The organism is Pseudomonas putida (assembly GCF_030159595.1).
GTDB classification, from domain to species: domain Bacteria; phylum Pseudomonadota; class Gammaproteobacteria; order Pseudomonadales; family Pseudomonadaceae; genus Aquipseudomonas; species Aquipseudomonas putida_AC.
The window spans coordinates 109,281-134,811 of sequence record NZ_BSKJ01000001.1; the positions used below are offsets into that span (position 1 = coordinate 109,281).

Genomic DNA, 25,531 nt, shown 5'->3' on the forward strand with positions numbered 1-25,531 from the left:
AAGCCCTTCGTCTTGTTTGGTGGCTACACAGGGACTTGAACCCCGGACCCCAGCATTATGAATGCTATGCTCTAACCAACTGAGCTATGTAGCCGATGGCGCGCATTATTCTCTTGAACGGCCCCCCTGTCAACACTCATTTCAAAAAAAATTTGCACGCTTTCAAAAACTTAGCGGCCGGGTGCGGTTTCAGCGCACCACAAGCCAGTGTCCGAGTACGCCCTGAAGCTGCAGATGCTGGGCCGCAGCCAGGGATTGCAGGCTTTCCTCGGGCCGGTCGAGGTTGAAGTCACCGCTTATGCGCCGGTGGGCCATTTGTTCATCCATCATCCACAAACGCTGCCCCTGGTAGCCGGCAAGGCGTTCCAGCACTTGCCCCAACGGCATGTCGGTGGCCTTCAGGCGACCGTTGCGCCAGCTGTCGGCGTTTTTCAGGTCGGCCTTTTGCACCGGGTCGATACGCGCGTCATCGAAGGTGACACGCTCACCCGCCGAGACCATGCGCTGGTCACCCCCCTGGGTGACCATGGCCTTGCCACTGAGCACCACGAGTTCATCATGATGTGCATGGCGGGCGATCTGCAGGCGGGTGCCGAACACCTGGATGCGTGCGTTGCCCACTTCCACTTCCATGGCCCGCCCGTCGAGCACGACTTCCAGGTACACCTGGCCCTGCACCAGGTGCAGTTGGCGCGTGCGGCCGCGCAGGTCGACGTTCATTGCGCTGGCGCTGTCCATGTTCAGCGTGGTGCCATCTGCCAGGCGAGTGCTGCGGCGTTCGCCCACGTCGGTGTGCAGCTCGCTGGCCAGGCGCTGCATCAGCGGCCAGTACAGATAGGCTGCGGCGCCTAACCCGAGCAAGAACACAAGCGCCAACCCTTTACCCAGGTGGCTGCGGCGCACGGTTACCTGCCGTGGTCTAGGCCGGGCGGGTGGTGGTTGCAACTGCTGCCAGAAGGATTCCAGCTCGGCATAGGCGTGGGCGTTTTCGGGTGCCTGGCACCAGGCCGCGAATGCCTGGCGCTGGGCGTCGTCACAGCCGGGTTGGCGCAATAGCGAAAACCACTCCAGCGCTTCCTGCTGTGGGTCGGGCTGCAGTTGCATGGCGGGCATCGGGCTCATGGGGTCGGTCTGCTCACGATAGGGGCCGTTTCGCCCAACGATGACAGGGGTATGAGCCAAGGATGCTAATTATATTGAGAACCATTTTCAAGTACGTTGCGACGGAGGGATAAAAAAGGTAGCTATGTATCTATTTGTTTCCCGATAATCGGATCCCAAACCTGAGGACGGAGATTTAGGCAAATGGCCACCAGTAGCGCCTCCACGGCGTCCACCCACGCAGCGGCAAGCCAAGCCACGCCGCTGGTGATGCGCATCATCGGTTTCTGCGCCCTGGCGCACCTGATCAACGACCTGATCCAGTCGGTGCTGCCAGCGATCTACCCGATGCTCAAGGCCAACTACGACCTGAGCTTCGCCCAGATCGGCCTGATCACACTGACGTTCCAGATCACCGCTTCGCTGTTGCAACCCTGGGTCGGCTTTTTCACCGACCGCCGCCCAACGCCCAATCTGCTGCCGCTGGGCACCCTGTGCACGCTGGTCGGGATCGTGATGCTGGCGTTCGTCGGTAGCTTCCCGATGATTCTGCTGGCCTCGGCGCTGGTAGGCATCGGCTCATCGACGTTCCACCCGGAAACCTCGCGTATTGCGCGCCTGGCCTCGGGTGGTCGCTTCGGGCTGGCCCAGTCAACGTTCCAGGTGGGCGGCAATACCGGCTCGGCCCTGGGCCCGCTGCTGGCGGCGGCCATCGTCATTCCGTTCGGCCAGACCCATGTGGCCTGGTTCGGCCTGGCCGCGCTGTTCTTCCTCGGTGTAACCCTGATGTTGCGCGGCTGGTACAAGGAGCACCTCAACCAGGCCAAGGCGCGCAAGGTGGTGCAAGCCACCCACGGCATCTCACGCAACCGGGTGATCGCGGCGCTGATCGTGCTGGGCCTGCTGGTGTTCTCCAAGTACTTCTACATGGCCAGCTTCACCAGCTACTTCACCTTCTACCTGATCGAGAAGTTCGATGTGTCGGTGGCCAGCTCGCAGTTGCACCTGTTCCTGTTCTTGGGGGCGGTGGCGGCAGGTACCTTCTTTGGCGGGCCGATCGGTGACCGCATCGGGCGCAAGGCGGTGATCTGGTTCTCGATCCTGGGCGTGACGCCGTTCACCTTGGCGCTGCCGTATGCCGACCTGTTCTGGACCACGGTGTTGAGTGTGGTGATCGGCTTTATCCTGGCTTCGGCGTTTTCCGCGATCGTGGTGTATGCGCAGGAGCTGGTACCGGGCAGCGTGGGCATGATCGCCGGGATCTTCTTCGGGCTGATGTTCGGCTTTGGCGGCATTGGCGCGGCGCTGTTGGGGTATGTGGCGGACCTGCGCGGTATCGAGTATGTGTATGGGCTGTGCTCGTTCCTGCCGCTGTTCGGGCTGTTGGCGGTGTTCTTGCCATCTACGCGTAAACGCTGATATCACTGGGGCTGCGCTGCAGCCCCGACGATTGACGACCTGACACCCTTAGCCTAGAGTGCCGCCTCTTTTTCCAACCACCTGCGTAGTAGTCAAAGCAATGCGCCGTACCCAGTCCCTGCCATACGCCCGCCAGCCTGCCCTCCAGGCCTTGCGTCGTGCGTGGCCGAGCGACACGGTGCTCAAGCGCCGCCGCAGCGTGCTGTTTGCCTTCACCTTCTCGCCACACCTCGCCTGAACTGATCTGCGCTTTTGCGTCGCTCGCCATCCCGGCGTGCGCGCCTGTGTCTGCACGTCTTTTCGGTTTGCAAGGAGTGGTACATGAACATGCGTTTGCTGGCGGGCCTGTTGTTCGCTGTTTCGGTTGTGGGTTTCAGTTTGGGGGCCAGCCTGCCGCTGGTGTCGTTGCGCCTGCATGAGGCCGGGGCCGGCACCCTGGAAATCGGCATCATTTCGGCCATCCCGGCCGCCGGCATGATGCTCTCGGCGTTTCTGGTCGATGCCTGCTGTCGCCACCTCACCCGACGCACCATCTACCTGCTGTGCTTCAGCCTGTGCACGGTCAGCATTGCCTTGCTCGAGTCGGCGTTCGGCTCGCTGTGGCTGCTGGCGTTGCTGCGTTTGGGCCTTGGCCTTGGCATGGGGATCGCCATCATCCTCGGCGAGTCGTGGGTCAACGAGCTGTGCCCGGAGCACAACCGCGGCAAGATCATGGCCCTGTATGCCACCAGCTTCACCGGCTTCCAGGTGCTCGGCCCAGCCATGTTGGCGGTGCTGGGCGCCGACAGCCCGTGGATCACCGGGGTGGTCACCGCCTGCTATGGCCTGGCGCTGCTGTGCATCGTGCTGACCGTACCCAACGACCATGTCGAACATGAAGAGGGCGAAAAAAGCTTCGGCCTGGCCGGGTTCTTCCGTGTGGCACCGGCGTTGTGCGTGGCGGTGCTGTTCTTCTCGTTCTTCGATGCCGTGGTGCTGTCGCTGTTGCCGGTGTATGCCACCAGTCATGGCTTTGCCGTCGGCGTGGCGGCGCTGATGGTGACCGTGGTGTTTGCCGGCGACATGCTGTTCCAGCTGCCGCTGGGCTGGCTGGCCGACCGGGTGGAGCGCACGGGGCTGCACCTGGTGTGCGGGCTGGTGGCGATGGCGATTGGCATCGGCATGCCGTGGTTGCTGAACATGACCTGGCTGCTGTGGCCGCTGCTGGTGGTACTGGGGGCGGTGGCAGGGGGTATCTACACCTTGGCGCTGGTGCTGATCGGGCAGCGCTTCAAAGGTCAGGACCTGGTCACCGCCAACGCCAGTGTGGGACTGCTGTGGGGGGTGGGTAGCCTGATCGGGCCGCTGCTTAGCGGTGCGGCGATGGATGTTGCACCACATGGCTTGCCCATGGCGCTGGCATTGATGGCCGGGCTGTTCGTGTGTTTTGCCCGGCAGTCGTACCGGCGTGCGGGGCGCATGCGCGCCGTGGCGGAGTGATGATGTTTCAGGCTGCGCCGATGTTGACCCAATAGCGCGTCCTGTAATCGACGCGCACGGGCAGGCTGCGGGTGAGCAATTGCAGGATCTGCCCAGTGTCGGCCAACTGGAAGGTGCCCGACACTTTCAAGTTCGCCACCTCAGGAGCACAGCGCAACAGGCCCGGGCGGTAGCGGGCGAGTTCAGCGACAAACTCGGCCAGTGGCATCTGCTGCACGCTGAGCACGCCGTCGGTCCAGCCCCAGGGGTCACTGTGCAGCGTCACCGGCTGGACACTGCCATTGGCCCCGACCTGCAAGGTTTCACCTTGCTCTATTAGCCGCGCCGAGGCGGAGTCGGGGAACAGCGTCACTTCACCACGACGCACCGCCAGCAATAGGCCCTGGTTGTTTTCGCGCAGCAGCAGCTGGCCGTTGAGGGTGGTCAGCGGGCCGACGCGGGTGTCGATGTGGAAAGGGCGGGTATCGTTGGGGTTGCTGTCCAGACTGACCTCGCCATGTACCAGTTCCAGTTGGCGTTGCTCGGCGGTGTAGTGCAGGTCTATGGCACTGGCAGTGTTGAGCTGAATACGGCTGCCGTCACGGCTTTGCCATTGGCGCCGTTCACCCGTGGAGGTGCGGCTGTCGGCCAAAAGCTGCGGCAGGCCCAGCGGTTCGCGCGAGGCCCAGCCCAGGCTGCCGCCTACGGCCAGCAATCCCAGTAGCTTGAGGTGTTCACGGCGGCGGCTGCGTTGGCGCTGGCTGCCGTCCAGGGTACGGCGGCTCAGGTCCTTGGGCAGCCCGGCCAGTTCGTCGCCGAGGTGGCTGACCCGTTGCCAGGCCAGCGGGTTGTGCGGGTGGCTGGCCAGCCAGTGCTGGAACTGCTGCTCGGTACGCGGGCTGGGGCGGTCGAAGCGCAGCTTCACCAGCCAATCGATGGCCTGGTCGACTTGCGCCTGCGCTGGCGCGCTGTCATGCATCGGCATAACGTAACCGGTAGCAGGCGCTCAAGGCTTTGGCCAGGTCGCGCTCGACGGTGGCCCGGGACACCGCCAGCTGCTGGGCAATCTGCACGATGCTCAAGCCGTCCAGTTGAGCCAGCAGAAACGCTTGGCGCACACGCGGTTTCAGCTGGTGCAGGGCACGGTCGAGGCGATCCAGCGCATCGAGAATGACCAGCCGGTGTTCTTCGCTGGGTACCTCGGCTTCGGGCAGGTGGGCCAGGCTTTGCTGGTAGGCCTGTTCCAGTGCGCGACGGCGGAACTGGTCGATCATCAGGCCACGCGCGATGCTGCTGAGGTAGGCGCGTGGCTCTTTCAGCGGCGAAACCTGACGGGCCCGCAACAGCCGCACGAAGGTATCCTGAGCCAGGTCGGCGGCATGCTCGCCGCAACCGACCCGGCTACGCAACCAGCCGCGCAGCCAGGCATGGTGGGACTGGTACAGCAGAGCGACCTCGGCCGGTTTGAGCGTGTCGTTGATCTGCATCGTAGCGAAGGCCCGGTCCCTTGATGTGTGCGATTGTGAATTGTTCTCAATTCTATGCGGGGATGAAGGCGTGGAGCAATGGTATGCCAGGAATTAGCCGAGCAAGAACCGGCGTTTGCCCGATGAACGGCTGCGCTAAGCTGGACCTGCAATCGACTTGATGGAGGTGCCATGATTCTGGCCGACGTTTCGCCGCAGGCCTTGCGCGAGGCCACTAATTACCTTGCCGCGCTCGATCCGGACTGGTCGCGGCACGTCGCGGCGACCGGGCCGTGCCTGCACCAGGCCACACCGGGGCGCGAGCCTTATGAGGCACTGGTGCGGGCGATTGCCTACCAGCAGCTGCATGCCCGTGCCGCAGAGGCGATCCTTGGCCGGTTGCTGGCGCTGTTCCCGCAGGTTGCGTTCCCGGCACCGGAGCAACTGTTGGCTGTCAGCCCGGACACCCTGCGTGCCTGTGGGTTTTCGGCAAGCAAGATGGCCACGGTGCAGGGCATTGCCCAGGCCCGGCTGGAAGGCCTGGTGCCGACGCGGGAAGAGGCATTGGCCATGGCTGATGAAGCCCTGATCGAGCGCCTCGTGGCATTGCGCGGGGTAGGGCGGTGGACGGTGGAGATGCTGCTGATCTACTGCCTGGAGCGGTCGGACATTCTGCCAGTGGACGATTTTGGTGTGCGCGAGGGCTATCGACGGCTCAAGGGGCTGGAGAAGGCGCCATCGCCTGCGCAGATGCGCTCGCTGGGTGGCGGCTGGCGCCCATACCGTACCGTGGCGGCCTGGTACCTGTGGCGGGCCTGAGGCTTTTGCACTGCCTGTGCCGGCCCTTTCGCGGGTAAACCCGCTCCCACAGGTTTCTTCACAGCGCGAGCATTGCGCGGTCCCTGTGGGAGCGGGTTTACCCGCGAGGAGGCCGGTACAAGCAACAACATACTCGGAAATCAAAGATGAGCGCCTACACCACCCCCGACCAACGCTGGCAAGCCGTCGAGTCCCGTGACTCCAACGCCACCGGCCACTTCGTCTACGCCGTGCGCACCACCGGCATCTACTGCCACCCCGGCTGTAAATCGCGCATGGCCAAGCGCAGCAACGTCGAGTTCTACGATACCCCCGTTGCCGCCGAAGCGGCCGGTTACCGCGCCTGCAAACGTTGCATCAGCAAAGCTAGCACCAGCCGCCACAGCCAGTTGGTCACCCGCGCCTGTCGCCTGATCGAAACCTGCGACCCTGCCCCCAGCCTCGACCAGCTCAGTGCGCAACTGGCCGTCAGCCCCTTCCACCTGCACCGTTTGTTCAAGGCTGAAACCGGCGTCACCCCCAAGGCCTACGCCACCGCCTTCCGCGCCCGTCGTGTGCGTGCGCACCTGGAAGACGGTGAACGTTCAGTCACTGACGCCATCTACGATGCGGGCTACAACTCCAACAGTCGCTTCTATGAAAGCGCTGACCAGCGGCTGGGCATGCGCCCCCGGCAGTACCGAGCGGGTGGCACAGGGGCAACCCTCCGCTTCGCTGTCGGCCAGTGTTCGCTAGGCGCGATCCTGGTGGCCCAGAGCGAGAAGGGCATCTGTGCAATTTTGCTGGGCGACGACCCCGAGACCCTGCTGCACGACCTGCAAGACCAGTTCCCCAAAGCCCACCTGATTGGCGGCGACAGCGCTTACGAACAGCGGGTTGCCGAAGTGGTGGGTTTCGTCGAGGCCCCGGCGCTGGGCTTGGCTTTGCCACTCGATGTACAGGGCACGGCATTTCAGGAACGGGTGTGGCAGGCTTTGCGCGAGGTGCCAGCCGGCAGCCGTGTCAGTTACACCGACATCGCCGAGCGTATCGGTGCCCCCAAGGCCGTGCGTGCGGTTGCCATGGCGTGCGCGGCCAATCACATCGCCGTGGCCATCCCTTGCCACCGGGTAGTGCGCCGGGATGGCGACATCAGCGGCTACCGCTGGGGTGTGGAGCGAAAGCAGCAGTTGCTCAGGCGAGAGACGGCACTCTCCTGATTGCCCGAAGCCGCGTAGAATCCCCCGCCAAATCGAATTGTAAAGAGGAATATTCGATGAGGCGTGTCAGCCTTGCCCGTTACTGCCCTGGCCTTATGCTCCTGATGGCCCTGATGTTGGTGCTTGCCAGCCCGGCCTGGTCGGCCCCGGCCACGCCGTTGTCCAACCTGGCAGCTGCCGAAGCGCCAGCACTGGATGAAAACGCCAGCATCGAGCAGCTGAGTGATCGGCTGGACCAGGTCCGCCAGGGCGTCACCAGCGAGGCGAACGACGACCTGCTGTCGCAACTGCGCCTGGCAGCGATGCAGGTCCAGCGCCAGGCGGATGCCTTGAGTGCACAGCGCACCACCGATGTGGAAAAGCTCGATGACAAGCTGAAGGTGATTGGCCCGGTGCAGCCGGACGAGGCCGCCACCCTGACCCAGCAGCGCAAAGCCCTGGAGGCTGAAAAAAAGGCGCTGGTAGCCCAGCAGGACCAGGCCACCAAGCTGACTCAGTCGGCCCGCGACCTTTCCACGCAAATCGTCAACCTGCGCCGCAGCCAGTTCAACTCGCAGATCACCAGCCGTGCGGCCTCGCCACTGAGCCCGGCGTTCTGGCAGAGCATCATCCGCCCCACCCAGGACGACGTGGCGCGCCTGCGTGACCTGCGCGGCGAGGCGGCCGATGCCATCGGCAGTGCCTTCAGCGCCGAAAACCGCTGGCTGTTCATTACCAGCCTGATAGCGGCGATTCTGGTCTGGACCTTGGTGCGGGGTGTACTTGAGCGTTTGCTGGCCAGTGCCATGGTTGGCTGGTTACCCGAGGGCCGCCTGCGTCGTAGTGCCTTGGCCCTGGGCGTCAGCCTGGCAACGCTGGGTACCATTGCCGGTTCAGTTTCGTTGTTGCGCTGGGGGCTGGAGAGCAGCGCCGAGCTGGGCAGCGACATCGCCAGCCTGACCAATCACATTCTCGCCCTGGTGGTGTTCAGTGCCTTCATCACTGGCCTGGGTCGCGCGATGTTGATGCTGCAGCGCCCGTCCTGGCGGTTGCCGCCGATTCACGACGAAGTGGCCAGCGCGTTGGGCTGGTTCCCCAAGGTATTGGCGTTGGCGCTGATGGTGATGATGACCATGGAGCGCATGAACAGCGTGATCGGCGCCAGCCTGGCGCTGACGGTGGCCGTCAACGGGCTGACCGCGCTGGTAGTGGCGTTCATCTTTGCCGGCGCGTTGCTGCGTTACCGCCGCACCCTGCGCAAGCACGACCTGGAGCGCCCGACGGGCCTCGCCGGACTGATTCCGTTCGTGATGGTCATCTGGTTGTCGTTGATTCTGCTGGCGCTGCTCGCTGGCTACCTGACGCTTGCCTACTTCCTCACCGCCAAGCTGCTGTGGGTCAGCCTGGTGGTCACCTGTGCCTACTTGCTGACCACCTTCTTCGGCGACCTGTGCGAAACCCTGCTGTCGCCACGCCAGCCGGGTGGCCTGGCGCTGGCCTCGACCCTGGGCCTGGCGCCGCGCCATCAGGCACAGGCCAGCACTATCCTGGCCGGCATCGGCCGCACCATCGTGCTGTTCCTGGCGCTGTTGCTGGTGTTGATGCCATCGGGCACCAGCCCCAGCGAGCTGCTGCTGAGCCTGGGCGACTGGGACGGCACTGGCGGCAAGCTGCTCGGCAACCTGAACATCGTGCCGCAGGACATCCTGCTGGCGCTGGCGATCTTCTTCGGCGGCCTGTTTGCCATCCGCGTGGTCAAGCGCTGGCTGAGCGATCGGCTGCTGCCAGAAACCGACATGGACGCCGGCATGCGCGCCTCACTGGTGACCCTGGTGGGTTACCTGGGCTTCCTGTTCCTGGCCATGCTGGTGATGTCGACCTTGCGTATCAACCTCACCAGCCTGACTTGGGTGGTCAGTGCGCTCTCGGTAGGTATCGGTTTCGGCTTGCAGCAGATCGTGCAGAACTTCATCTCCGGCTTGATCTTGCTGACCGAGCGCCCGGTGAAGGTGGGCGACTGGGTCAGCCTGGCAGGTGTTGAAGGTGACATCCGCCGCATCAATGTACGCGCCACCGAAATCCAGATGTCTGACCGTTCGACGGTGATCGTGCCTAACTCGCAGTTCATCTCGCAGAACGTGCGCAACGTGACCATGGGCAATGCGCTGGGCGTGGTCGGTATTACCCTGACCTTGCCCCTGGAGACCGATGCCAACCATGTGCGTGAACTGCTGTTGGCGGCGTACCACGAGCATGAAGCGATTCTGGATGCACCGGCTACGTCGGTGTCGTTCAAGGACCTGACCAGCAGCGGGATGGTGATTGGCGTCAGTGGTTATGTGGGGAGCCCGCGGCAAGTATCGGGTACGCGTAGCGACTTGTTGTTCACCATTCTCGGGCGGTTGCGCGATGAAGGCATTCCCCTGTCATCGCCGCAGAGCATGGTGCTGGTGCAAGAGGGCACTCGCCCCGCTGACGAGTCGGTGTAAAGAGTGGGGGGCGCAAAGCGCCCCCCCAGTTCAATGCTGTTTGGCCTGCCTGATCCGCAGCAGAATCACCAACAACACAAACAGTACAGGCGGCGCCATGGCCAATAACCCATCCCGCGCCGTCAGCCCCAACCCCAGCACATTCAGCCCGCCATACAGCAGCTTGAAAAGGTTCAGCAGGTAGTAGGTGATGGCGATGATCGACAGTCCCTCTACTGCCCGCTGGATCTTCACCTGGGCGTCGGCCCGGGCATTGAGGCTACGCAGGATGCCTGCGTTCTGCTCTTCCATCTCCACCTGCACCCGCGCCTGCAACAGGTCGCCCAGGTTTGCCACGTTCTTCGCCAGTTGCTCCAGCCGCTGTTCGGTGGCTGCGCAGTAGCGCACGGTCGGCTTGAACCGGCGCTCGATGAACACCCCCAGGCGCTGGCAGTCGCCTACATGGCTTTCCCGCAGTTCGCCCAGGCGTTCGAACACCAGTTGCGCATAGGCCTGCGTGGCGCCGAAGCGGTGGCGGGTTTTCACCGTGCAGCTGACTACCTGGCGTGACAGGTGGGCAATGGCTTCCAGCAGCCCCTTGGAATCATGGCCATCGCCCCCGGCACTGCGCTCGGAAAGACTGACCAGGGTCTTGTCGAAGGCATCCAGTTCCTGGCCCAGTTGCTTGGCCGTGGTCAGGGTCAGCGAGGCCATCATGCGGTACGTCTCGATCTCCAGCAGGCGACGGATCATGCGGCCCTGGCGGTAGGCATTGAGGCGGCGGTTGATGAACAGGAAGCGGTTGGTGCCGTCCTCGGTCAGGCGGAAGTCGCTCCACACCACTGCATCGCCACCACCGACACACGAGCCGCAGGGGTCCTTGAAACGGTAGTGGGGCAGGTCCAGGCCCTGTTCCTCGCGTACCAGCACCTGCACGGCGTTGATCACCTGTGCCGACTGAGGGGCGATGGCTTCGGCCAGTATGGGTGGCAGGGCTTGCCACTCGGTGTCGGCAGCCGTGCAGGGCACTACCAGTGTCAGGGTGAAGAACTCGGTGTGTCGCTCCCATTTGAACGGATGGCCGCCCAGGCGGGTGATCCCTTGGGCGGCCGCAGTGTCCAGGGCATCCGGGCAGCAGCGTTGCAGCAGGGCCGTACAGGCAGCATCGCCGCCGAGCAGGGCCAGGTGGAAGACATGCGCCGGGCCGTCGAAGTACAGCGACGGGCGGGCGTGCAGTTCGTTGTGCAAGGCGGTGCGTTGAGGGTGCATGGGTGGTCCGGCCTGGTGTTGTGATTGTGGGGGTACCAGGAAGTGGGACTTTGCGGGGGGAGGGGAAAGTCACGCGGGGAGAGATTTGTGTTACCAGTACCGGCCTCTTCGCGGGCTAGCCCGCGAAGAGGCCGCAAAGCGGCCCCTACGGTATCAGCCGAGGCACCGCGTCACATGCTTGACCGACTGGTACGCCGACAACCCCCGAGGCCCCAGTTCACGCCCGATCCCGCTGCCTTTGGTGCCGCCCCACGAGGTTTCGACGAACACCGCCTGCACCGAGTTGATCCACACATGGCCAACCTCCAGCGCATCGGCGACGCGCTCGGCACGCTCCAGGTCAGCGGAGCAGACGGTGGCTACCAGCCCGAAGCGGCTGTCGTTGGCCTCGGCAATCGCCTGTTCCTCGCTGGCAAAGCGTCGGGCGCACAGCACCGGGCCAAAGATTTCCTCGGTCCACAGGCGGCTGCCTTTCGGTACATCGGCATACAGCGTCGGGCTGACGAACCAGCCGTCCCGGTCCAGGGCCTTGCCACCGACCAGACACTGCAAACCTTCCTCGCGCGCGGTGGCAAAGTAACTGGCCACCTTCAGCCACTGGGCCTGGCTGGTCAGCGGGCCCATGTCGATTTCTTCGGTCAGCGGGTTACCGACCCGCAGGTTATTCAGTGCCGCCTGCAAACGTGGCAGCAGGGCATCGGCAATGCCATCCTGCACCAGCAGCCGCGAAGTGGCCGAGCACATCTGCCCGGCGTTCCAGGTGATGCCAGCGACGATCCATTCCACGGCCTGGTCCACATCGCAATCATCGAACACCACGATCGCCGACTTGCCACCCAGCTCCAGCGTCACCGGCCGGCACTGTGCCGACGCGCTGCGCATCACCTGGCTACCGACACTGTTGCTGCCGGTGAACGACAGCTTGTCCAGGCCGTTGTGGCTGCTCAACGCGGCACCGGTCTCGGCCTTGCCGTTGACGATGTTCAGCACGCCAGCTGGCAGACGCAGGGCATCGGCGATCTGGCCGTAGGCCTGCTCGATCAGCGGGGTGACTTCCGACGGCTTGAGCACAACGGTGCAGCCAGCGGCCAGGGCCGGGGCGAGCTTCCAGGCGCTGGTCACCAGCGGGAAGTTCCACGGTACGATCAGGCCCACCACGCCTACAGGTTCAAGGCGGGTACGGGCACTGAAGCCTGGCACGGCCAGCGGCACATCGCGATTTTTCGAAGGCAGCTGTTCTGCCAGCTCGGCGTAGTAGGTGAAGGTGGCGATGGCGTCGTCCAGGTCGATTTCGGCCTCATGACGCGGCTTGCCGTTGTTACGCATCTGCAGCGTGATCAACGCTTCGCGGCGCTGCCCGAGCTGTTCGGCAAAGCCGCGCAGGTAGGCGGCGCGCTCGCTGGCGCTGGTGGTTTTCCAGGCGGGCAGGGCGCTGCGGGCAGCGGCCACGGCCTGGTCGACCTGGTCGACGCTGGCAGCCATGAATTCAGCGAACGGTTGCCCGAGCGCAGGGTCGTTGACGCTGATGCAGTCGCTGCCCTGGCCTTCGACCCAGCGGCCGGCGATATAGTGGGAAGTGGTCATGGTCGGTTTCCAGTCAGGCCATTTCGGCAGTGGTTACCGGCGTGTGCGTGGTGCTTTTGCATCGCACCCAACGCGGGCCCTGGGGGCCATACACGCCAGCAGGTTCGGGGAACAGGTTGAGCAACAGCAGGTACAACACGCCAGCCAGCCCCAGGGTGACCGGCAGGCTCAGGTCGATGCCGCCGGCCAGGTCGCCCAGCGGGCCGACGAACTGCCCCGGCAGGTTGACGAAGCACAGGCCGACTGCTGCGCTGGGGATCCACGCCCCCATGCCGCGCCAGTTCCAGCCGTGCAGGAACCAGTAGTGGCCACCACGCTGGCCGCGGGTGAACACCTGCAGGTCATCGGCGTGGTAGAAGCCGCGGCGGGTAATCAGGCCGAGGATCATGATCACCATCCACGGGCTGGTGCAGGTGATGATGAGCACGGCAAAGGTCGACACGCTCTGCACCAGGTTGAAGGTGAAGCGGCCGATGAAGATGAAGCCAATCGCCAGCACACCGATCAACAGCGTGGCGCCGGCGCGGCTGAGCAAGCGCGGGAATACGCTGGACATGTCCAGGCCGGTGCCATAAAGCGCTGTGGTGCCGGTGGACATGCCGCCGATCACCGCAATCAGGCACACCGGCAGGAAGAACCAGCTTGGCGCTACCGCCAGCAGGCCGCCCACATAGTTGTTGGCGGCGATGTAGTCCGGTGCCTGGGTGGCTACCAAGGTGGCGGTGCAAAGGCCGAACAGGAAAGGAATCAGCGTGGCGCCCTGGGCGGCGATCACTGCCAGCATGATGCGTGCCTTGGGTGTTTCGCGCGGGATGTAGCGCGACCAGTCACCCAGGAAGGCGCCGAACGAAACCGGGTTGCTCATGGCCAAGATCGCTGCACCAACGAACGCCGCCCAGAACCCCGCCTGGCCAACGTTGACGCTACCTGCGTAACCGGCATCGAACGGCCCGGCAAAGGCGACGATGCCCAGCAGGAACAGCAGGCTCGAAGCCCACACGGCAATCTTGTTGACCCACAGCATGAAGCGGAAGCCGAAAATACACACCACCAGCACCAGCACTGCGAACAGGCCGTAGGCCAGGCCCAGGGTGAGGTCGGTTTCCGGCAGGCCGGCCAGGCGCTTGGCGCCGCCGACCAGAGCATCGCCCGAGCTCCACACCGACAGCGAGAAGAACGCCACCGCCGTGAGCAGCGACAGGAACGAGCCGACGATACGCCCGTGCACGCCAAAGTGCGCGCCAGACGACACCGCGTTGTTGGTACCGTTGAGTGACCCGAACAGGCCCATCGGCGCAAGAATCAGCGCGCCGACGCCGACGCCGAGCAGAATCGCCCACACGCCTGCCTGGAACGACAGCCCGAACAGCACGGGGAAGCTGCCAAGCACGGCGGTGGCGAAGGTATTGGCGCCGCCGAAGATCAAGCGGAACAGGTCCAGCGGGGAGGCGTTGCGTTGATCAGCGGGGATCTGTTCGACGCCGTTGGTCTCGATACCGGTCGAGTGGCTCATGGTGATGCTCCAGCGCGGTTGTTGTGGGCCAGCGCAGTGCGCGGGCCTTCTTGTGGGTGCGATGGCAGGGCGGCAAGGCCGCGTGAAAAAGGTGATCAGGCCGGCGATACGACCGACAGGTGCTCGTGGCAGGCCAGCCACTGCTCGCCGTGGCGGCGGAAGACAATGGTCTCGCGCTCGCTCAGTTGGTGCTCTTCACCGGCAATGCGGATATGGGTGGCCACATCGTGCATGAAGATCGCGACTTCACCTTGCAAGCTCACCTGAGCATTGCCCGACTCGCAGGCAAGCACGGCAAAACCTTCGGCCTGCCATTGGGCCCAGAGGTCTTCGTAGGCGCGGCGCGACAGCAACGGTTGCGGCAAGGTGTGGAAAAGGAAAGTGGCGTCTTCGCTGAAACAGGCGAAATAGCGGGCGGTGTCGTTGCTGGCGAACGCGGCAACGAGGTCGGTGGCGGCTTGCCGTACCTGGAGTGTCTGGTCCACGCGAGTGGCCTCACGGTTTTTGTGATTATGGTGAAGCGATTCTGGTGGTGGTTAGCGAGGGGACAAATCGCTGAAGGCAAATAATCAGTTCAGGAATTTGTGAAGTGATGGTACCGACCAAGTAGCAGGGGGCATCGTGGGTCGATTCGACGAAGCTCCGCGTGATCAAAGGCTTCACTCAAGTTTTCAAGTCTTGGCGCATCCGGCTCCCGCAAAGGGCTGTCATCTGCCTGCAACGTTGATTCAGCAACATTTCTGCCATCTCCCCGTGCCTCATTGCGAGTTCGAATGGGCCATCCCGCGCTGCACCTGCCACAGGACCACGACCTGTTCGGCCTGCTCTATGCCTTCGCCTTCCGCCCCGGCCAGCCCGGGCGTGAAATCGACTCGGCGCAGTTGCTGCGCATGCTCGGCCAGCCGCTGGAGCCTGGTGAGTTCCTGTGGGTGCACCTGAACCTGGCCCACGCCGCCTGTGAGCGCTGGTTGCGCACCCATTTGCAGTTGCCCGACGCGTTCTTTGAAACCCTGCGTGAAGGTTCCCGCTCAACCCGTATCGAGCACGCCGACTCCGCACTGCTGGCAGTGGTGAACGACGTGGTGTTCAACTTCGGCCTGGTGTCGTCGGACATTTCCACCTTGTGGGCATGCGCCAGCAGTCAATTGCTGGTGAGTGCGCGACTACAGCCATTGCACTCGGTGGACAAGCTGCGCTCGTCGGTCAAGCATGGCGAGCGCTTTCATTCGCCCATCGAGTTGCTGGTGCACCTGCTGCGCGACCAGGGTGATGTACTGACCCAGATCGTGCGCGAAACCACTACCAGCGTCGACCGTATCGAAGACCAGTTGCTGTCCCAGCGCCTGAGCGACAACCGCGCCGAACTGGGCAGCATGCGCCGGGTGCTGGTGCGCTTGCAGCGTCTGCTCGCGCTGGAGCCGGGAGCGCTGCTGCGCCTGCTCAACCGCCCGCCCGAGTGGCTGCAGGAGCAGGACATACGCCAGCTGCGCGCGGCCACCGAAGAGTTCACCCTGGTGATCAGCGACCTCACCGCCCTGGGCGAGCGGATCAAGCTGCTCCAGGAAGAAATCGCCGCCAAGGTCAACGAGCAGACCAACCGCACCCTGTTCACCCTGACCGTGGTCACCGTACTGGCGCTGCCGATCAACATCATTGCAGGCTTCTTCGGCATGAACGTCGGCGGTGTGCCGCTGGCAGAAAACCCCCATGGCTTCTGGGTGCTGGTGGCCCTGGTGGCGACCTTCACCGTGCTGGTAGGGCGCTGGGCGTTTCGCAAACGGCGGGAATACTGACCCGACGGAACCCGACCGACGGCCTCCAGCCCCCTGCATCCTTGCCTACGCTGATACTCCCAACCCGCTGAAGCAAGGAGATCTGCCATGGCCTTCCAATACAAGCGTCTGGACAAGAACAACGCCGCCGTACTGCTGGTCGACCACCAGACCGGCCTGCTCTCGCTGGTAAGGGACATCGACCCCGACCGCTTCAAGAACAATGTCCTGGCCCTGTCGGACCTGGCCAAGTACTTCAAGCTGCCGACCATCCTCACCACCAGCTTCGAGACCGGCCCCAACGGCCCGCTGGTGCCAGAGCTGAAAGAGCAGTTCCCGGACGCCCCCTACATTGCCCGCCCCGGCAACATCAACGCCTGGGACAACGAAGACTTCGTCAAGGCGGTAAAAGCCACCGGCAAGAAGCAGCTGTTGATTGCGGGTGTAGTGACTGAAGTGTGCGTGGCGTTCCCGGCACTGTCGGCACTGGAGGAGGGCTTCGAGGTGTTCGTCGTCACCGATGCCTCCGGCACCTTCAACGAACTCACCCGTGACTCCGCCTGGCGGCGCATGGAGGCTGCCGGTGCACAGTTGATGACCTGGTTCGGCGTGGCCTGTGAGCTGCACCGTGACTGGCGCAATGACATTGAAGGGCTGGGGACCTTGTTCTCCAACCATATCCCGGACTACCGCAACCTCATGACCAGCTACAACAAGTTGGCCAAGTAGTGGTTTTGGGGCTGCGCGGCGGCCCCTCTCAATCGGTAAGCGAAGCGGCAAACTGTCATGAATCGACCATACTGACTCTTCATTCGCCTTCAGGAGAGTGTCATGTCGAAGCCGTCCAGGAAGAAACCCACCCAGGAAGTGCCAGAGAAACTGGGCGGCAAGGCCTACGAAAAAGCGCTCAAGAACCTGCATGTAGAGCTGGTGAAGCTGCAGGAGTGGGTGGTGGCCAAGGGCCTGAAGGTGTGCATTGTTTTCGAAGGCCGTGACGGTGCCGGCAAGGGTGGCACCATCAAGGCCATTACCGAACGCGTCAGCCCACGGGTGTTTCGCGTGGTGGCGCTGCCCGCACCTACCGATCGGGAAAAGACCCAGATGTACCTGCAGCGCTACCTGGGCCATCTGCCGGCGGCGGGCGAAGTGGTGATCTTCGATCGCAGCTGGTACAACCGCGCGGGGGTCGAGCGGGTCATGGGCTTCTGCTCGGGCGAGCAAGTGGACAAATTCCTGACCGGTGTGCCTGTGTTCGAAAAGGTCATGGTCGAGTCGGGGATCATTCTCATCAAGTATTGGCTTGAAGTCAGCGCCGAAGAGCAGACCCGGCGCCTGCAGGACCGCATCAATGACGGCCGCAAGCTGTGGAAACTGTCGCCGATGGACCTCAAGTCGTACACCCGCTGGGATGATTACACCCAGGCGCGTGACGATATGTTCCAGGCGTCGGACACAGCCTGGGCGCCGTGGTTCATGGCCCATTCCAACGACAAGCGGCGCGCCCGGCTGAACATCATCAGCCATCTGCTCAGCCGCATTCCCTACAAGGACATCACCCGCGACCAACTGGTCAAGTTGCCCAAACGCGGCAAGATCGGCAAGTACAAGGCCGTGGCTTATCCGTTCAAGGTCGTCGAAGAACGCTTCTGACCCCCTCCCTGCGGGGAGCTGCGAAGGTACGAGCTCATGCCACATGACGGCAGCCTGTTGCAGGCGACGGTGGTGTTCCTGCTGGCCGTGGTGCTTCTGGTACCGCTGGCGCAGCGTTTGCGGATGGGCGCCGTGCCTGGGTACCTGCTGGCCGGCATGCTTATCGGCCCGTCGGTGTTCGGCCTGCTGAACAACCCGGACAACGTGGCGCGCCTGTCGGAGATGGGCGTGGTGATGTTGCTGTTCGTCATTGGCCTGGAGCTATCGCCACGGCGCTTGTGGACCATGCGCCGGGCGCTGTTTGGCGTAGGCACCTTGCAGGTGGGGTTGACCGCCGTGCTGCTTGGCCTGCTGGCGTATTGGCTGTTCGACCAGTCCAGGCCAGCGGCGATCGTGCTGGGCCTTGGCCTGGCGCTGTCATCCACTGCGTTTGGCCTGCAGGTGCTGGCCGAACGCAAGGACCTGGGCAAGCCCCACGGTCGCCTGGCTGTGGCCATCCTGCTGTTCCAGGACATTGCTGCCATTCCTCTGATTGCCGTGGTGCCGCTGCTGGGTGGTGATGTCAGTACGGCCGATGACGGGGCCTGGCCATTGCTGGCGGTGGCAGCTGGCATCGGGGTGCTGATTGTCTTTGGCCGCTACCTGCTGACCCCGGTATTCAAGTGGACGGTAGGCTCCGGGTTGCCTGAGCTGTCCACCGCCACAGCCTTGCTGGTTGTGCTGGGCACTGCATGGGTCATGGAGCATGTAGGCGTGTCGATGGCACTGGGGGCATTCCTGGCGGGCGTGCTGATGGCCGAATCGCCGTTTCGCCACGAACTGGAAACCCAGATCGAACCTATCAAGGGCCTGCTGTTGGGGTTGTTCTTCGTTGGCGTGGGGATGAGCGCCGACCTGCGCCTGCTGTTCAGCATGCCGCTGGCGGTGCTGGGGCTGACGCTGCTGTTGGTCGTCGTCAAGCTGCCGTTGCTGTATGGCCTGGGGCGCACGGCAGGTGGGCTGAATCAGGCTCAGGCACTGTGCCTGGGCGTGGTGCTGGCATCAGGTGGGGAGTTTGCCTTCGTGGTGTTCAAGCTTGCGCTCGACCATCAGGTGCTGGGCCAGCAGGTGCATGACCTGCTGGTGCTGGCCATCACCTTGTCGATGGCGGTGGTGCCCTTGGTCATGATGGCCCTGGCGCGGCGGTTGCGTGACGACAGCCCAGCACAAGCAAGCCCCGAATCGAGCCACTGAAACGTGCCTCAGGGCGCACTTAATGTTCGGAGAATAAGCATGCAGCCGAGTTTCAAGCTGGACAGTGCCCTGTCGCGGGGCTTGCTGGATGTGCTGATCAAGGCCGGCCTGGTGGCTGCCTTGGTGATTTTCGCCTTCCAGGTGTTTCAGCCATTTCTGGAATTGATGTTGTGGGCGGTGATTCTGGCGGTGACCTTGTTCCCGTTGCATTGCCGCCTCCAGCGCCGTACCGGCCTCAAGCAGGGGTATGCGGCAACGCTGGTGGTGGTGCTGGTACTGGTGGTGCTGCTGGTGCCGATCTACCTGGTGGTGATGTCCATCGGTGAATCGGTGGACAGCCTGGTGACGTTGCTCAAGAGTGGGGCGTGGAGCGTGCCGACCCCACCTGACGCCGTGGCGGCCTGGCCATTGATCGGGCCGAAGGTGCATGCGCTTTGGCTTGCGGCCTCGGAGAACATGGCCAGTGTGCTGAACCAGTGGATGCCCCAGATCAAGGGCGCAGGGGTTACGGTGCTGGGCGCTGCAGCCAGCGCGGGTGCGGCTTTCTTGCTGTTCATCGGTGCGATCATCATCTCTGGGGTGATCATGGCCTTCGGCGACCGTGGTGAAGTCGCGGCACAGCGTATCGCCATGCGGGTATCGGGCGAGGAGCGGGGCAAACCATTGGCCAAGTTGTGCACCGCGACCATTCGTGCGGTGGCGCAGGGCGTGATCGGTATTGCCTTCATCCAGATGCTGTTGATCGGCGTTGGCTTTGTGGTCAAAGGGGTGCCTGGGGCCGGCATGCTGGCCATCGTCATCCTGATGCTGGGGATTGCCCAGGCACCCGCCACCCTCGTCACGGTGCCGGTGATCATCTATGTGTTCAACGTTGAAGGTTTTACTGCCGCGACCATCGTGTTTGCCATCTACACCTTTGTCGCCGGGCTGGCCGACAACGTGCTCAAACCGTTGCTGCTGGGGCGAGGCGTGGATGTGCCAATGCCGGTGGTGCTGATCGGTGCATTGGGCGGCATGGTGGTCAAAGGCATCATCGGCCTGTTCATTGGCCCGGTGATTTTGGGCGTTACTTATGTACTGTTCTGGCAATGGGTGGCGTTGCAGGTACCGGAAAACCCCGTCCAGCCTGCGGCGTGAGCCAAGGCCCGTCATGTCTGGACGTGCTTGTGGCTGCATACTGAGCCTGGCTGCTGCATTGGCTGGCTGTACCCAGGTCGGCCCGGATTTCCAGCCGCTACAGGACCCGTGGCTACACAACTGGAATACGCCGCTGCTGGAACAGGCCGGGCAGCAGGCCGCCGCACCGGACTTGCGCGAGTGGTGGGCGGTGTTCGCCGACCCGGCCCTGGATGCCTTGATTGCCGAAGCCGACGCCAACAACACCAGCCTGCGCGTGGCGGGCCTGCGCATCGCTGAAGCCCGCGCACAGTTGGCCATCGTGCAGACCGGGCGTTATCCACAGTTGCAGCAACTGCGGGCGCAAAGCCTGTACCTGAAGCAGGACCAGTCCGGCACTGCCACTGCGCGCGACTCGGTGTTCTGGCAGTCCAGCGTGGGCTTCGACATCGGCTGGGAAATCGACTTCTGGGGGCGCTTCAGCCGCGCCATCGAAAGTGCCGATGCCGCTTACTTCGCCACCCAGGCCAATTACGCTGATGCGATGCTGCTGTTGCGCGCCCAGGTGGCCGACACCTACTTTGCCCTGCGTACCGCCGAGGCGCGGCTGGATATCGCGCAAGAGAACGCCAAGCGCCAGGCGCGTAGCCTGGAAATCACCGAGCGGCTGTTCCGCCACGGCAATAATGACGAACTCGACTGGCAGCAGGCACGCACCCAATACCTGGCCACCCTGGCCACCATCCCTGAATTCGAGAACCAGCTCAACGCCCTGCGTAACGTGCTGTGCTCGCTGCTGGGCCGCCCGCCTGGGCCGCTGCCGCAGTTGGGGGCCGGCCATGGCCAGCTGCCATTGCCAGACCGCGCAGTGCTTCAGGACGTACCGGCCAACCTGCTGCAGCGCCGTCCGGACATCCGCGCTGCCGAGCAGGCCGTGGCGGCGCAGTCGGCGCTGGTGGGGGTAGCCGAGGCCGATCTTTATCCACAGCTGAGCCTGCTGGGCAGCATCGGCTGGACCTTTTTATCAGCCAACCACCTGCCCAACACCTTCGACCTGGCTGCAGGCCCGAGCCTGATCTGGAACCCGTTCGACTATGGCCGGCGCAAGAACGCCGTGCGCATAGAGGACGCCCGCTTGCAGCAACTGATCGAGCTGTACCACCAAGGCGTGCGCGAAGCGGCCCGCGAAGCCGACGATGCCGCCAGCGGGCTTGTTCGCTCGCTGCAGAGCGCAACCATTCGCGAGCAGGCCTCGCAGGCTGCGCAGCGCTCGCTGAACCTGGCCAGCTCGCAGTACCGCGAAGGCTTCGCTGATTTCCAGCGCGTGCTCGATGCTCAGCAACTGCTGTTGCAGCAACAGGACGGTTACCTGGTCAGCCGTGGCAACGCGGTCAGCAGCCTGGTGACCTTGTACAAGGCTCTGGGTGGTGGTTGGGACACCAGCCGCGCGCCGGTCGACCGGGCCACCCGCCAGCTTATGCAGCAACGTACCGACTGGGGCGAGCTGCTCGACGAACCAGCCCCCACCGCACATGCACAAGGTGAAACCGAATGAGCGACGCTACGCCAACGCCGCCACCGTCAGCCCCGGACCGCGGCATGCACTGGGTGCTGCTGCTGATTGCCGTGAGCCTGCTCTGGTACCTGCTGGCCGACCGTTTCACGCCATACACCCAGCAGGCCCGCCTGCAGGCCTATGTGGTCCCGGTGGCCGCCGAAGTGGCAGGGCAGATCAAGCGCGTCGCAGTAGGCAACAACCAGGAGGTGCGCCAGGGCGATGTGCTGTTCGAGCTCGATCAGGAACAGTACCGCATTGCCTTGGCCCGCGCGGAAGCCGACCTCGAAACCGTGCGCCGACAGATCGGCGCCAGTACCGCCGGCATCGACTCGGCCCAGGCCGCGCTGGTGGCGGCCCAGGCCAACGCGCGCAAAGCGCGGCAGGACGCCGAACGGCTCAAGCGCCTGATCGATGAGGACCCGGGCACGGTTTCGGTGCGCCGGCTTGAAGGCGCCCAGGCTACCCGCGACCAGGCCATCAGCCAGGTGGCGGCGGCCCGTGCGGAGGTGGAGCGGGCACGGGAGCAGCAGGGCGGGGCGCTGGACGACAACGCGCAATTGCGCAGTGCTGCGGCCAATGTCGAAAAGGCCCGCCTGGACCTGGCCCGAACTGTGGTGCGCGCCGACGCCAATGGGCTTATCACTGATTTACGCACCGACGTTGGTCATTATGTCGGGGCCGGCAGCCCGATGATGACCCTGATCACTATCCATGACGTGTGGATAAGTGCCGACATGACCGAGAACAACCTTGGCCGGCTGCGCCCTGATACCCCAGTACTGGTGGTGCTCGATGCGTTGCCCGGCACCGTGTTGAAGGGGCGTATTCGCAGCATCGGCTACGGCGTGAGCGTGGGCCAGAGTAACCCGCCGGGTACGCTGCCAACGGTGCAGAACAGCCGAGAATGGCTGCGTTCGGCACAGCGGTTTCCCGTGGTTGTCGAGCTGGAACGCGACCAGTTGCTGGACAAGTCAGGGTTGCGGGTCGGCGGCCAGGCCGAAGTCATGGCGTTGCCCAGTGAAGGCAACCCGCTGAACCTGCTGGGCCGGTTGTTCATGTGGCTGATGAGCTGGCTGTCGTATGCCTATTGAGTTGCGCAGCCTGCGGGCCCTGCGCCTGGCCTGGGGCGTGGCGTTATGCCTGGCGGTCAGCTTCGGCATCGGCCTGCCCGTGCCGATCCTGGCACCCGTGTTCGCAGTGTTGTTGCTGGCCATGCGCAGCCAGCCGTTGCCGTTGCGCGCGGCACCTGCCTTGGCGGTTCTGGTGCTGCTCGCGTGTGGCAGCGGACTATTGCTGATTCCACTGTTGCGCCACGCCCCGGTGAGCGGGGTATTGCTGGTGGGCGTGGGCGTTTTCCTTACGTTGCGCTATACGCTGAGGGGCGGCAACGGCCTGCTGGCCAACTTGCTGATAGTCGGCCTGACGATGATTGCTGCTGCGGGCACCAGCGACTTCACCTTGGCGCTGTCGGTGGTCGAAGCGCTGGCCAAAGGCATGTTGCTGGCGGTGCTGGGCACGGCCTTGGCACATGTGCTGTTTCCCGAACCTGCCGATGCGCCGGCACAACCGGTAGCACCGCCGCTGGGCCGCGAGCATGCCAGCTGGGTAGCGTTGCGCGCTACGTTGATTGTGATGCCGGCCTTCCTGCTGGCGCTGATTGCCCCGGACCAGTACATGCCGCTGATCATGAAGGCCGTGAGCGTGGGACAACAGGCCGGCGAAACCCGCGCACGGCACGCCAGCCGTGAGCTGGTCGGCTCAACCTTGCTCGCCGGGTTGCTGGCGATACTGATGTGGGGCGCGCTGAGCCTGTTCGTGCACCTGTGGATGTTTTTTCTGTGGGTGCTGCTGTTCGCGCTCTGGCAGGCGCGGCAGCTGTACCAGGTGGTGCAGAGCCGGCAGAGCCCGGCGTACTGGGTGAGTTGCCTGACGACAATGTTGATCCTGCTGGGGCAGTCGGTGCAGGACAGCGCTGGCGGGCAGGATGTGTACAAGGCGTTTGCGGTGCGCATGGCACTGTTTCTGGCGGTGTCGGTGTATGCCAGTGCCATGCTGATCTGGATCGACCGGCGCCGGGTTCGGGCTGCCTAGGGTTGCCAATCAACCCCGCTCTCATCCAGATAGGCATCCACCGCCGCGCCTACCGTCGGATGAAAGGCTTTCTCCCCCATATGCTCGAACAACCCGAACCGCCGCATCTTGTCCTTCACCGGGTCCTTCATTTCGGCAAACTGCAACTCCACCCCCCGCGCCTCCAGTGCCCGGTCCAGCTCGGCCAGCATGTCAGCCGAAGTGATGTCGATACTGGTCACCGGCTCCGCCGCTATGATCAACCGCTGTGCCGGTGTAGGCGACGCATCCACCGCCGCCATCACTGTGCTCTGGAACTGCTCGGCGTTGGCGAAGAACAGCGGCGCGTCCCAGCGCAGCAACACCAACCCCGGAATGCGTCGAGCCTGTGGATAACGCTGCACATCATGGTAGCCCCGGGTGCCATCCACCCTGCCCAGTACCGCATGGTGTGGCCGCCAACCGTCCCATAGAAACTCGATCACCGCGATGGCCACGGCAATGCAGATACCAGGAATAGCCCCAAACACCGCCACTCCGACGAAGCAGGTGAACGACAACCAGAATTCCCACTGCTGCATGCGGAATATACGCTTGAGGTCGGCGAACTCGAACAGCCCCAGTGCTGCGGCAATCACCACCGCCGCCAGGGCACTGTTGGGCAGGTACTGCAGCAGGTTGGGCGCCACCAGCAGCAACAGGGTTACCGCCAGTGCGCCGATAATGCCGGTGAGCTGGGTTTGTGAGCCGGCAGCCTCGGCTACCGGCGTGCGCGATGAACTGCTGCTGATGGGTATGCCCTGGAACAGCCCCGAGGCCAGGTTGGCCACGCCCAGGCCGAACATTTCCTGGTTCGGGTTGACCGGCATTTTCAGGCGCGCGGCATAGGAGCGGGACAGCACACTGGTATCGGCGAACGACACCAGCGCTACCGCGATGCCACCGAGCAGCACCTCCACCAGGTCGATGTCGCTGACCCAGGGGAAGACAAAACCGGGCAGCCCTTGGGGTAACTCGCCGAGCACTTTCACGCCTTGCTGGTCGAGCCCCAGCAGGCTCACCGCCAGCGTGGCCAGCACCACCGCAATGAGAATGCCCGGTACGCGCTTGAAGGGCTTGAGCAAAAGGATCAGCGCCAGGCTGCCACCACCGACCATGAAGCTTGGCCAATGCCCTTGGCCGGCAAGCAAGGCCTGGATCAGGTTCCAGATATCGCGCAGCGGGCCTTGGCTGTCCACCGACAGGCCGAACAGCTTGGGCAATTGGCTGATCAATACCGTGAGGGCGATGCCGTTCATGTACCCATAGCGGATCGGCTTGGAGAGCAACTCGGTGATGAAGCCCAGGCGCAGGAGCCCGGCAATGACACAGAACGCCCCGGCGACCAGCGCCATCATGCTGGCGATAGCGATTGCCCGCTGTGGATCGCTGGCCGCGTACTGCACCACCACCGCCAGGATCGGCGCAGCCAGTGCCGAGTCCGGCCCCAGCACGAGGATACGGCTGGGGCCGAACAGGGCATAGGCCAGCAATGGGATGATGGTGGCATACAGGCCATAGATGCCGGGTACGCCGGACGCTTCGGCGTAGGCAATGCCCACGGGTACCAGCATGGTGGTGAGCACCAGGCCGGCGGCGATGTCCTTGGCTAGCCAGGCTGGTTTGTAGTGGAGCAGGGTGACCAGGCCGGGTAACCAACGTTGCCAGTCGAAGCGAGTGGGTTCAGACATGGTGCAGGCTCTGGGGAGGAGGGTGCTCAATCACAGAATAGGTGCTGGCGCCGGGGGCCGCCTTGCGATCCATCAACTGGAATGTACTGACACAGGCGTGCGCGTTTCCCTGTGTGGGGCCTTGTGT

The 25,531-nt window shown here is 63.9% G+C and carries 22 protein-coding genes and 1 tRNA gene; 14 read left to right on the plus strand and 9 right to left on the minus strand.

Annotated elements, in window-relative coordinates:
* Positions 1-17: 17 nt before the first annotated feature.
* Both QQL85_RS00545 and QQL85_RS00550 read right to left on the minus strand, forming a co-directional pair.
* Positions 18-94: transfer RNA gene (locus QQL85_RS00545), tRNA-Met, on the minus strand.
* A gap of 95 nt (positions 95-189) precedes the next feature.
* A complete protein-coding gene (locus tag QQL85_RS00550; protein ID WP_284356379.1) occupies positions 190-1,113 on the minus strand; it encodes a FecR family protein in 924 nt (307 codons plus the stop codon).
* A 192-nt stretch (positions 1,114-1,305) separates the two neighbouring features.
* Here QQL85_RS00550 and QQL85_RS00555 point away from each other — a divergent pair, with 192 nt between their 5' ends.
* The 3 genes from QQL85_RS00555 (at position 1,306) to QQL85_RS00565 (ending at position 3,999) form a co-directional block, all read left to right on the plus strand.
* Positions 1,306-2,520, plus strand: coding sequence for an MFS transporter (locus QQL85_RS00555; RefSeq protein WP_284356301.1), 1,215 nt, complete (start codon positions 1,306-1,308; stop codon positions 2,518-2,520).
* A 100-nt stretch (positions 2,521-2,620) separates the two neighbouring features.
* Entirely contained in the window at positions 2,621-2,758 is a 138-nt protein-coding gene (locus QQL85_RS00560; RefSeq protein ID WP_284356300.1) for a hypothetical protein, read from the plus strand.
* A gap of 83 nt (positions 2,759-2,841) precedes the next feature.
* A complete protein-coding gene (locus QQL85_RS00565; RefSeq protein WP_284356299.1) occupies positions 2,842-3,999 on the plus strand; it encodes an MFS transporter in 1,158 nt (385 codons plus the stop codon).
* 7 nt (positions 4,000-4,006) lie between these two features.
* On the opposite strand, the gene QQL85_RS00570 is transcribed toward QQL85_RS00565, so the two are convergent.
* Both QQL85_RS00570 and QQL85_RS00575 read right to left on the minus strand, forming a co-directional pair.
* The gene (locus QQL85_RS00570) at positions 4,007-4,963 is read right to left on the minus strand and encodes a FecR domain-containing protein (protein ID WP_284356298.1); all 957 of its coding nucleotides are present in this window, start codon (positions 4,961-4,963) and stop codon (positions 4,007-4,009) included.
* Positions 4,950-5,465 (minus strand): sigma-70 family RNA polymerase sigma factor, encoded by a 516-nt coding sequence (locus QQL85_RS00575; RefSeq protein WP_284356297.1) that lies wholly within the window; start codon positions 5,463-5,465, stop codon positions 4,950-4,952. Before QQL85_RS00575 ends, QQL85_RS00570 begins: the two co-directional genes overlap by 14 nt.
* Before the next feature lie 171 nt (positions 5,466-5,636).
* On the opposite strand from QQL85_RS00575, the gene QQL85_RS00580 reads away from it, so the two are divergent.
* The 3 genes from QQL85_RS00580 to QQL85_RS00590 all read left to right on the plus strand — a co-directional run bounded on the left by QQL85_RS00580 (position 5,637) and on the right by QQL85_RS00590 (position 9,930).
* Positions 5,637-6,263 carry a DNA-3-methyladenine glycosylase family protein gene (locus QQL85_RS00580; protein ID WP_284356296.1) on the plus strand — a complete coding sequence of 209 codons (627 nt, stop codon included), beginning with the start codon at positions 5,637-5,639 and terminating at the stop codon, positions 6,261-6,263.
* A 146-nt stretch (positions 6,264-6,409) separates the two neighbouring features.
* Positions 6,410-7,462: a bifunctional DNA-binding transcriptional regulator/O6-methylguanine-DNA methyltransferase Ada gene (gene ada / locus QQL85_RS00585; protein WP_284356295.1), complete on the plus strand. Its 1,053-nt coding sequence runs from the start codon at positions 6,410-6,412 to the stop codon at positions 7,460-7,462.
* A 56-nt stretch (positions 7,463-7,518) separates the two neighbouring features.
* The gene (locus QQL85_RS00590; protein WP_284356294.1) at positions 7,519-9,930 is read left to right on the plus strand and encodes a DUF3772 domain-containing protein; all 2,412 of its coding nucleotides are present in this window, start codon (positions 7,519-7,521) and stop codon (positions 9,928-9,930) included.
* A 30-nt stretch (positions 9,931-9,960) separates the two neighbouring features.
* Here the strand turns inward: QQL85_RS00590 and QQL85_RS00595 are convergent, their stop codons facing one another.
* The 4 genes from QQL85_RS00595 to QQL85_RS00610 all read right to left on the minus strand — a co-directional run bounded on the left by QQL85_RS00595 (position 9,961) and on the right by QQL85_RS00610 (position 14,760).
* Complete coding sequence (locus QQL85_RS00595; RefSeq protein WP_284356293.1) at positions 9,961-11,178, minus strand: DUF3422 domain-containing protein; 1,218 nt, start codon at positions 11,176-11,178, stop codon at positions 9,961-9,963.
* A gap of 153 nt (positions 11,179-11,331) precedes the next feature.
* Positions 11,332-12,762, minus strand: coding sequence for an aldehyde dehydrogenase family protein (locus QQL85_RS00600; RefSeq protein ID WP_284356292.1), 1,431 nt, complete (start codon positions 12,760-12,762; stop codon positions 11,332-11,334).
* A 13-nt stretch (positions 12,763-12,775) separates the two neighbouring features.
* Complete coding sequence (locus tag QQL85_RS00605) at positions 12,776-14,275, minus strand: purine-cytosine permease family protein (RefSeq protein ID WP_284356291.1); 1,500 nt, start codon at positions 14,273-14,275, stop codon at positions 12,776-12,778.
* Positions 14,276-14,370: 95 nt separating this feature from the next.
* On the minus strand, positions 14,371-14,760 hold the full coding sequence (locus tag QQL85_RS00610; protein ID WP_284356290.1) for a YybH family protein: 390 nt from the start codon (positions 14,758-14,760) through the stop codon (positions 14,371-14,373).
* Between the two features lie 288 nt (positions 14,761-15,048).
* Here QQL85_RS00610 and QQL85_RS00615 point away from each other — a divergent pair, with 288 nt between their 5' ends.
* The 8 genes from QQL85_RS00615 (at position 15,049) to QQL85_RS00650 (ending at position 23,695) form a co-directional block, all read left to right on the plus strand.
* Positions 15,049-16,068: a transporter gene (locus tag QQL85_RS00615; protein ID WP_284356289.1), complete on the plus strand. Its 1,020-nt coding sequence runs from the start codon at positions 15,049-15,051 to the stop codon at positions 16,066-16,068.
* A gap of 87 nt (positions 16,069-16,155) precedes the next feature.
* Positions 16,156-16,776 carry an isochorismate family cysteine hydrolase YcaC gene (gene ycaC / locus QQL85_RS00620; protein ID WP_010951959.1) on the plus strand — a complete coding sequence of 207 codons (621 nt, stop codon included), beginning with the start codon at positions 16,156-16,158 and terminating at the stop codon, positions 16,774-16,776.
* Positions 16,777-16,878: 102 nt separating this feature from the next.
* Positions 16,879-17,697: a polyphosphate kinase 2 gene (gene ppk2, locus QQL85_RS00625; protein ID WP_284356288.1), complete on the plus strand. Its 819-nt coding sequence runs from the start codon at positions 16,879-16,881 to the stop codon at positions 17,695-17,697.
* 36 nt (positions 17,698-17,733) lie between these two features.
* Entirely contained in the window at positions 17,734-18,930 is a 1,197-nt protein-coding gene (locus QQL85_RS00630; protein ID WP_284356287.1) for a monovalent cation:proton antiporter-2 (CPA2) family protein, read from the plus strand.
* Positions 18,931-18,969: 39 nt separating this feature from the next.
* On the plus strand, positions 18,970-20,067 hold the full coding sequence (locus tag QQL85_RS00635) for an AI-2E family transporter (protein ID WP_284356286.1): 1,098 nt from the start codon (positions 18,970-18,972) through the stop codon (positions 20,065-20,067).
* Between the two features lie 13 nt (positions 20,068-20,080).
* Complete coding sequence (locus QQL85_RS00640; RefSeq protein WP_284356285.1) at positions 20,081-21,601, plus strand: efflux transporter outer membrane subunit; 1,521 nt, start codon at positions 20,081-20,083, stop codon at positions 21,599-21,601.
* Positions 21,598-22,695 carry an HlyD family secretion protein gene (locus QQL85_RS00645; protein WP_284356284.1) on the plus strand — a complete coding sequence of 366 codons (1,098 nt, stop codon included), beginning with the start codon at positions 21,598-21,600 and terminating at the stop codon, positions 22,693-22,695. The genes QQL85_RS00640 and QQL85_RS00645 overlap by 4 nt, the downstream gene beginning before the upstream one ends.
* Positions 22,685-23,695, plus strand: a complete 1,011-nt coding sequence (locus QQL85_RS00650) for a DUF2955 domain-containing protein (protein WP_284356283.1) — start codon at positions 22,685-22,687, stop codon at positions 23,693-23,695. Before QQL85_RS00645 ends, QQL85_RS00650 begins: the two co-directional genes overlap by 11 nt.
* On the opposite strand, the gene QQL85_RS00655 is transcribed toward QQL85_RS00650, so the two are convergent.
* Positions 23,692-25,404 carry a SulP family inorganic anion transporter gene (locus QQL85_RS00655; protein ID WP_284356282.1) on the minus strand — a complete coding sequence of 571 codons (1,713 nt, stop codon included), beginning with the start codon at positions 25,402-25,404 and terminating at the stop codon, positions 23,692-23,694. The two genes, QQL85_RS00650 and QQL85_RS00655, sit on opposite strands and share 4 nt — an antisense overlap.
* Positions 25,405-25,531: the final 127 nt, after the last annotated feature.

What these genes read in the sequence shown, in the direction of transcription:
- QQL85_RS00550 (WP_284356379.1), bottom strand. Translation starts at nt 1,113, where the DNA reads ATGCCCGCCATGCAACTGCAGCCCGACCCACAGCAGGAAGCGCTGGAG.
- QQL85_RS00555 (WP_284356301.1), top strand. Translation starts at nt 1,306, where the DNA reads ATGGCCACCAGTAGCGCCTCCACGGCGTCCACCCACGCAGCGGCAAGC.
- QQL85_RS00560 (WP_284356300.1), top strand. Translation starts at nt 2,621, where the DNA reads ATGCGCCGTACCCAGTCCCTGCCATACGCCCGCCAGCCTGCCCTCCAG.
- QQL85_RS00565 (WP_284356299.1), top strand. Translation starts at nt 2,842, where the DNA reads ATGAACATGCGTTTGCTGGCGGGCCTGTTGTTCGCTGTTTCGGTTGTG.
- QQL85_RS00570 (WP_284356298.1), bottom strand. Translation starts at nt 4,963, where the DNA reads ATGCCGATGCATGACAGCGCGCCAGCGCAGGCGCAAGTCGACCAGGCC.
- QQL85_RS00575 (WP_284356297.1), bottom strand. Translation starts at nt 5,465, where the DNA reads ATGCAGATCAACGACACGCTCAAACCGGCCGAGGTCGCTCTGCTGTAC.
- QQL85_RS00580 (WP_284356296.1), top strand. Translation starts at nt 5,637, where the DNA reads ATGATTCTGGCCGACGTTTCGCCGCAGGCCTTGCGCGAGGCCACTAAT.
- ada (WP_284356295.1), top strand. Translation starts at nt 6,410, where the DNA reads ATGAGCGCCTACACCACCCCCGACCAACGCTGGCAAGCCGTCGAGTCC.
- QQL85_RS00590 (WP_284356294.1), top strand. Translation starts at nt 7,519, where the DNA reads ATGAGGCGTGTCAGCCTTGCCCGTTACTGCCCTGGCCTTATGCTCCTG.
- QQL85_RS00595 (WP_284356293.1), bottom strand. Translation starts at nt 11,178, where the DNA reads ATGCACCCTCAACGCACCGCCTTGCACAACGAACTGCACGCCCGCCCG.
- QQL85_RS00600 (WP_284356292.1), bottom strand. Translation starts at nt 12,762, where the DNA reads ATGACCACTTCCCACTATATCGCCGGCCGCTGGGTCGAAGGCCAGGGC.
- QQL85_RS00605 (WP_284356291.1), bottom strand. Translation starts at nt 14,275, where the DNA reads ATGAGCCACTCGACCGGTATCGAGACCAACGGCGTCGAACAGATCCCC.
- QQL85_RS00615 (WP_284356289.1), top strand. Translation starts at nt 15,049, where the DNA reads ATGGGCCATCCCGCGCTGCACCTGCCACAGGACCACGACCTGTTCGGC.
- ycaC (WP_010951959.1), top strand. Translation starts at nt 16,156, where the DNA reads ATGGCCTTCCAATACAAGCGTCTGGACAAGAACAACGCCGCCGTACTG.
- ppk2 (WP_284356288.1), top strand. Translation starts at nt 16,879, where the DNA reads ATGTCGAAGCCGTCCAGGAAGAAACCCACCCAGGAAGTGCCAGAGAAA.
- QQL85_RS00630 (WP_284356287.1), top strand. Translation starts at nt 17,734, where the DNA reads ATGCCACATGACGGCAGCCTGTTGCAGGCGACGGTGGTGTTCCTGCTG.
- QQL85_RS00635 (WP_284356286.1), top strand. Translation starts at nt 18,970, where the DNA reads ATGCAGCCGAGTTTCAAGCTGGACAGTGCCCTGTCGCGGGGCTTGCTG.
- QQL85_RS00640 (WP_284356285.1), top strand. Translation starts at nt 20,081, where the DNA reads ATGTCTGGACGTGCTTGTGGCTGCATACTGAGCCTGGCTGCTGCATTG.
- QQL85_RS00645 (WP_284356284.1), top strand. Translation starts at nt 21,598, where the DNA reads ATGAGCGACGCTACGCCAACGCCGCCACCGTCAGCCCCGGACCGCGGC.
- QQL85_RS00650 (WP_284356283.1), top strand. Translation starts at nt 22,685, where the DNA reads ATGCCTATTGAGTTGCGCAGCCTGCGGGCCCTGCGCCTGGCCTGGGGC.
- QQL85_RS00655 (WP_284356282.1), bottom strand. Translation starts at nt 25,404, where the DNA reads ATGTCTGAACCCACTCGCTTCGACTGGCAACGTTGGTTACCCGGCCTG.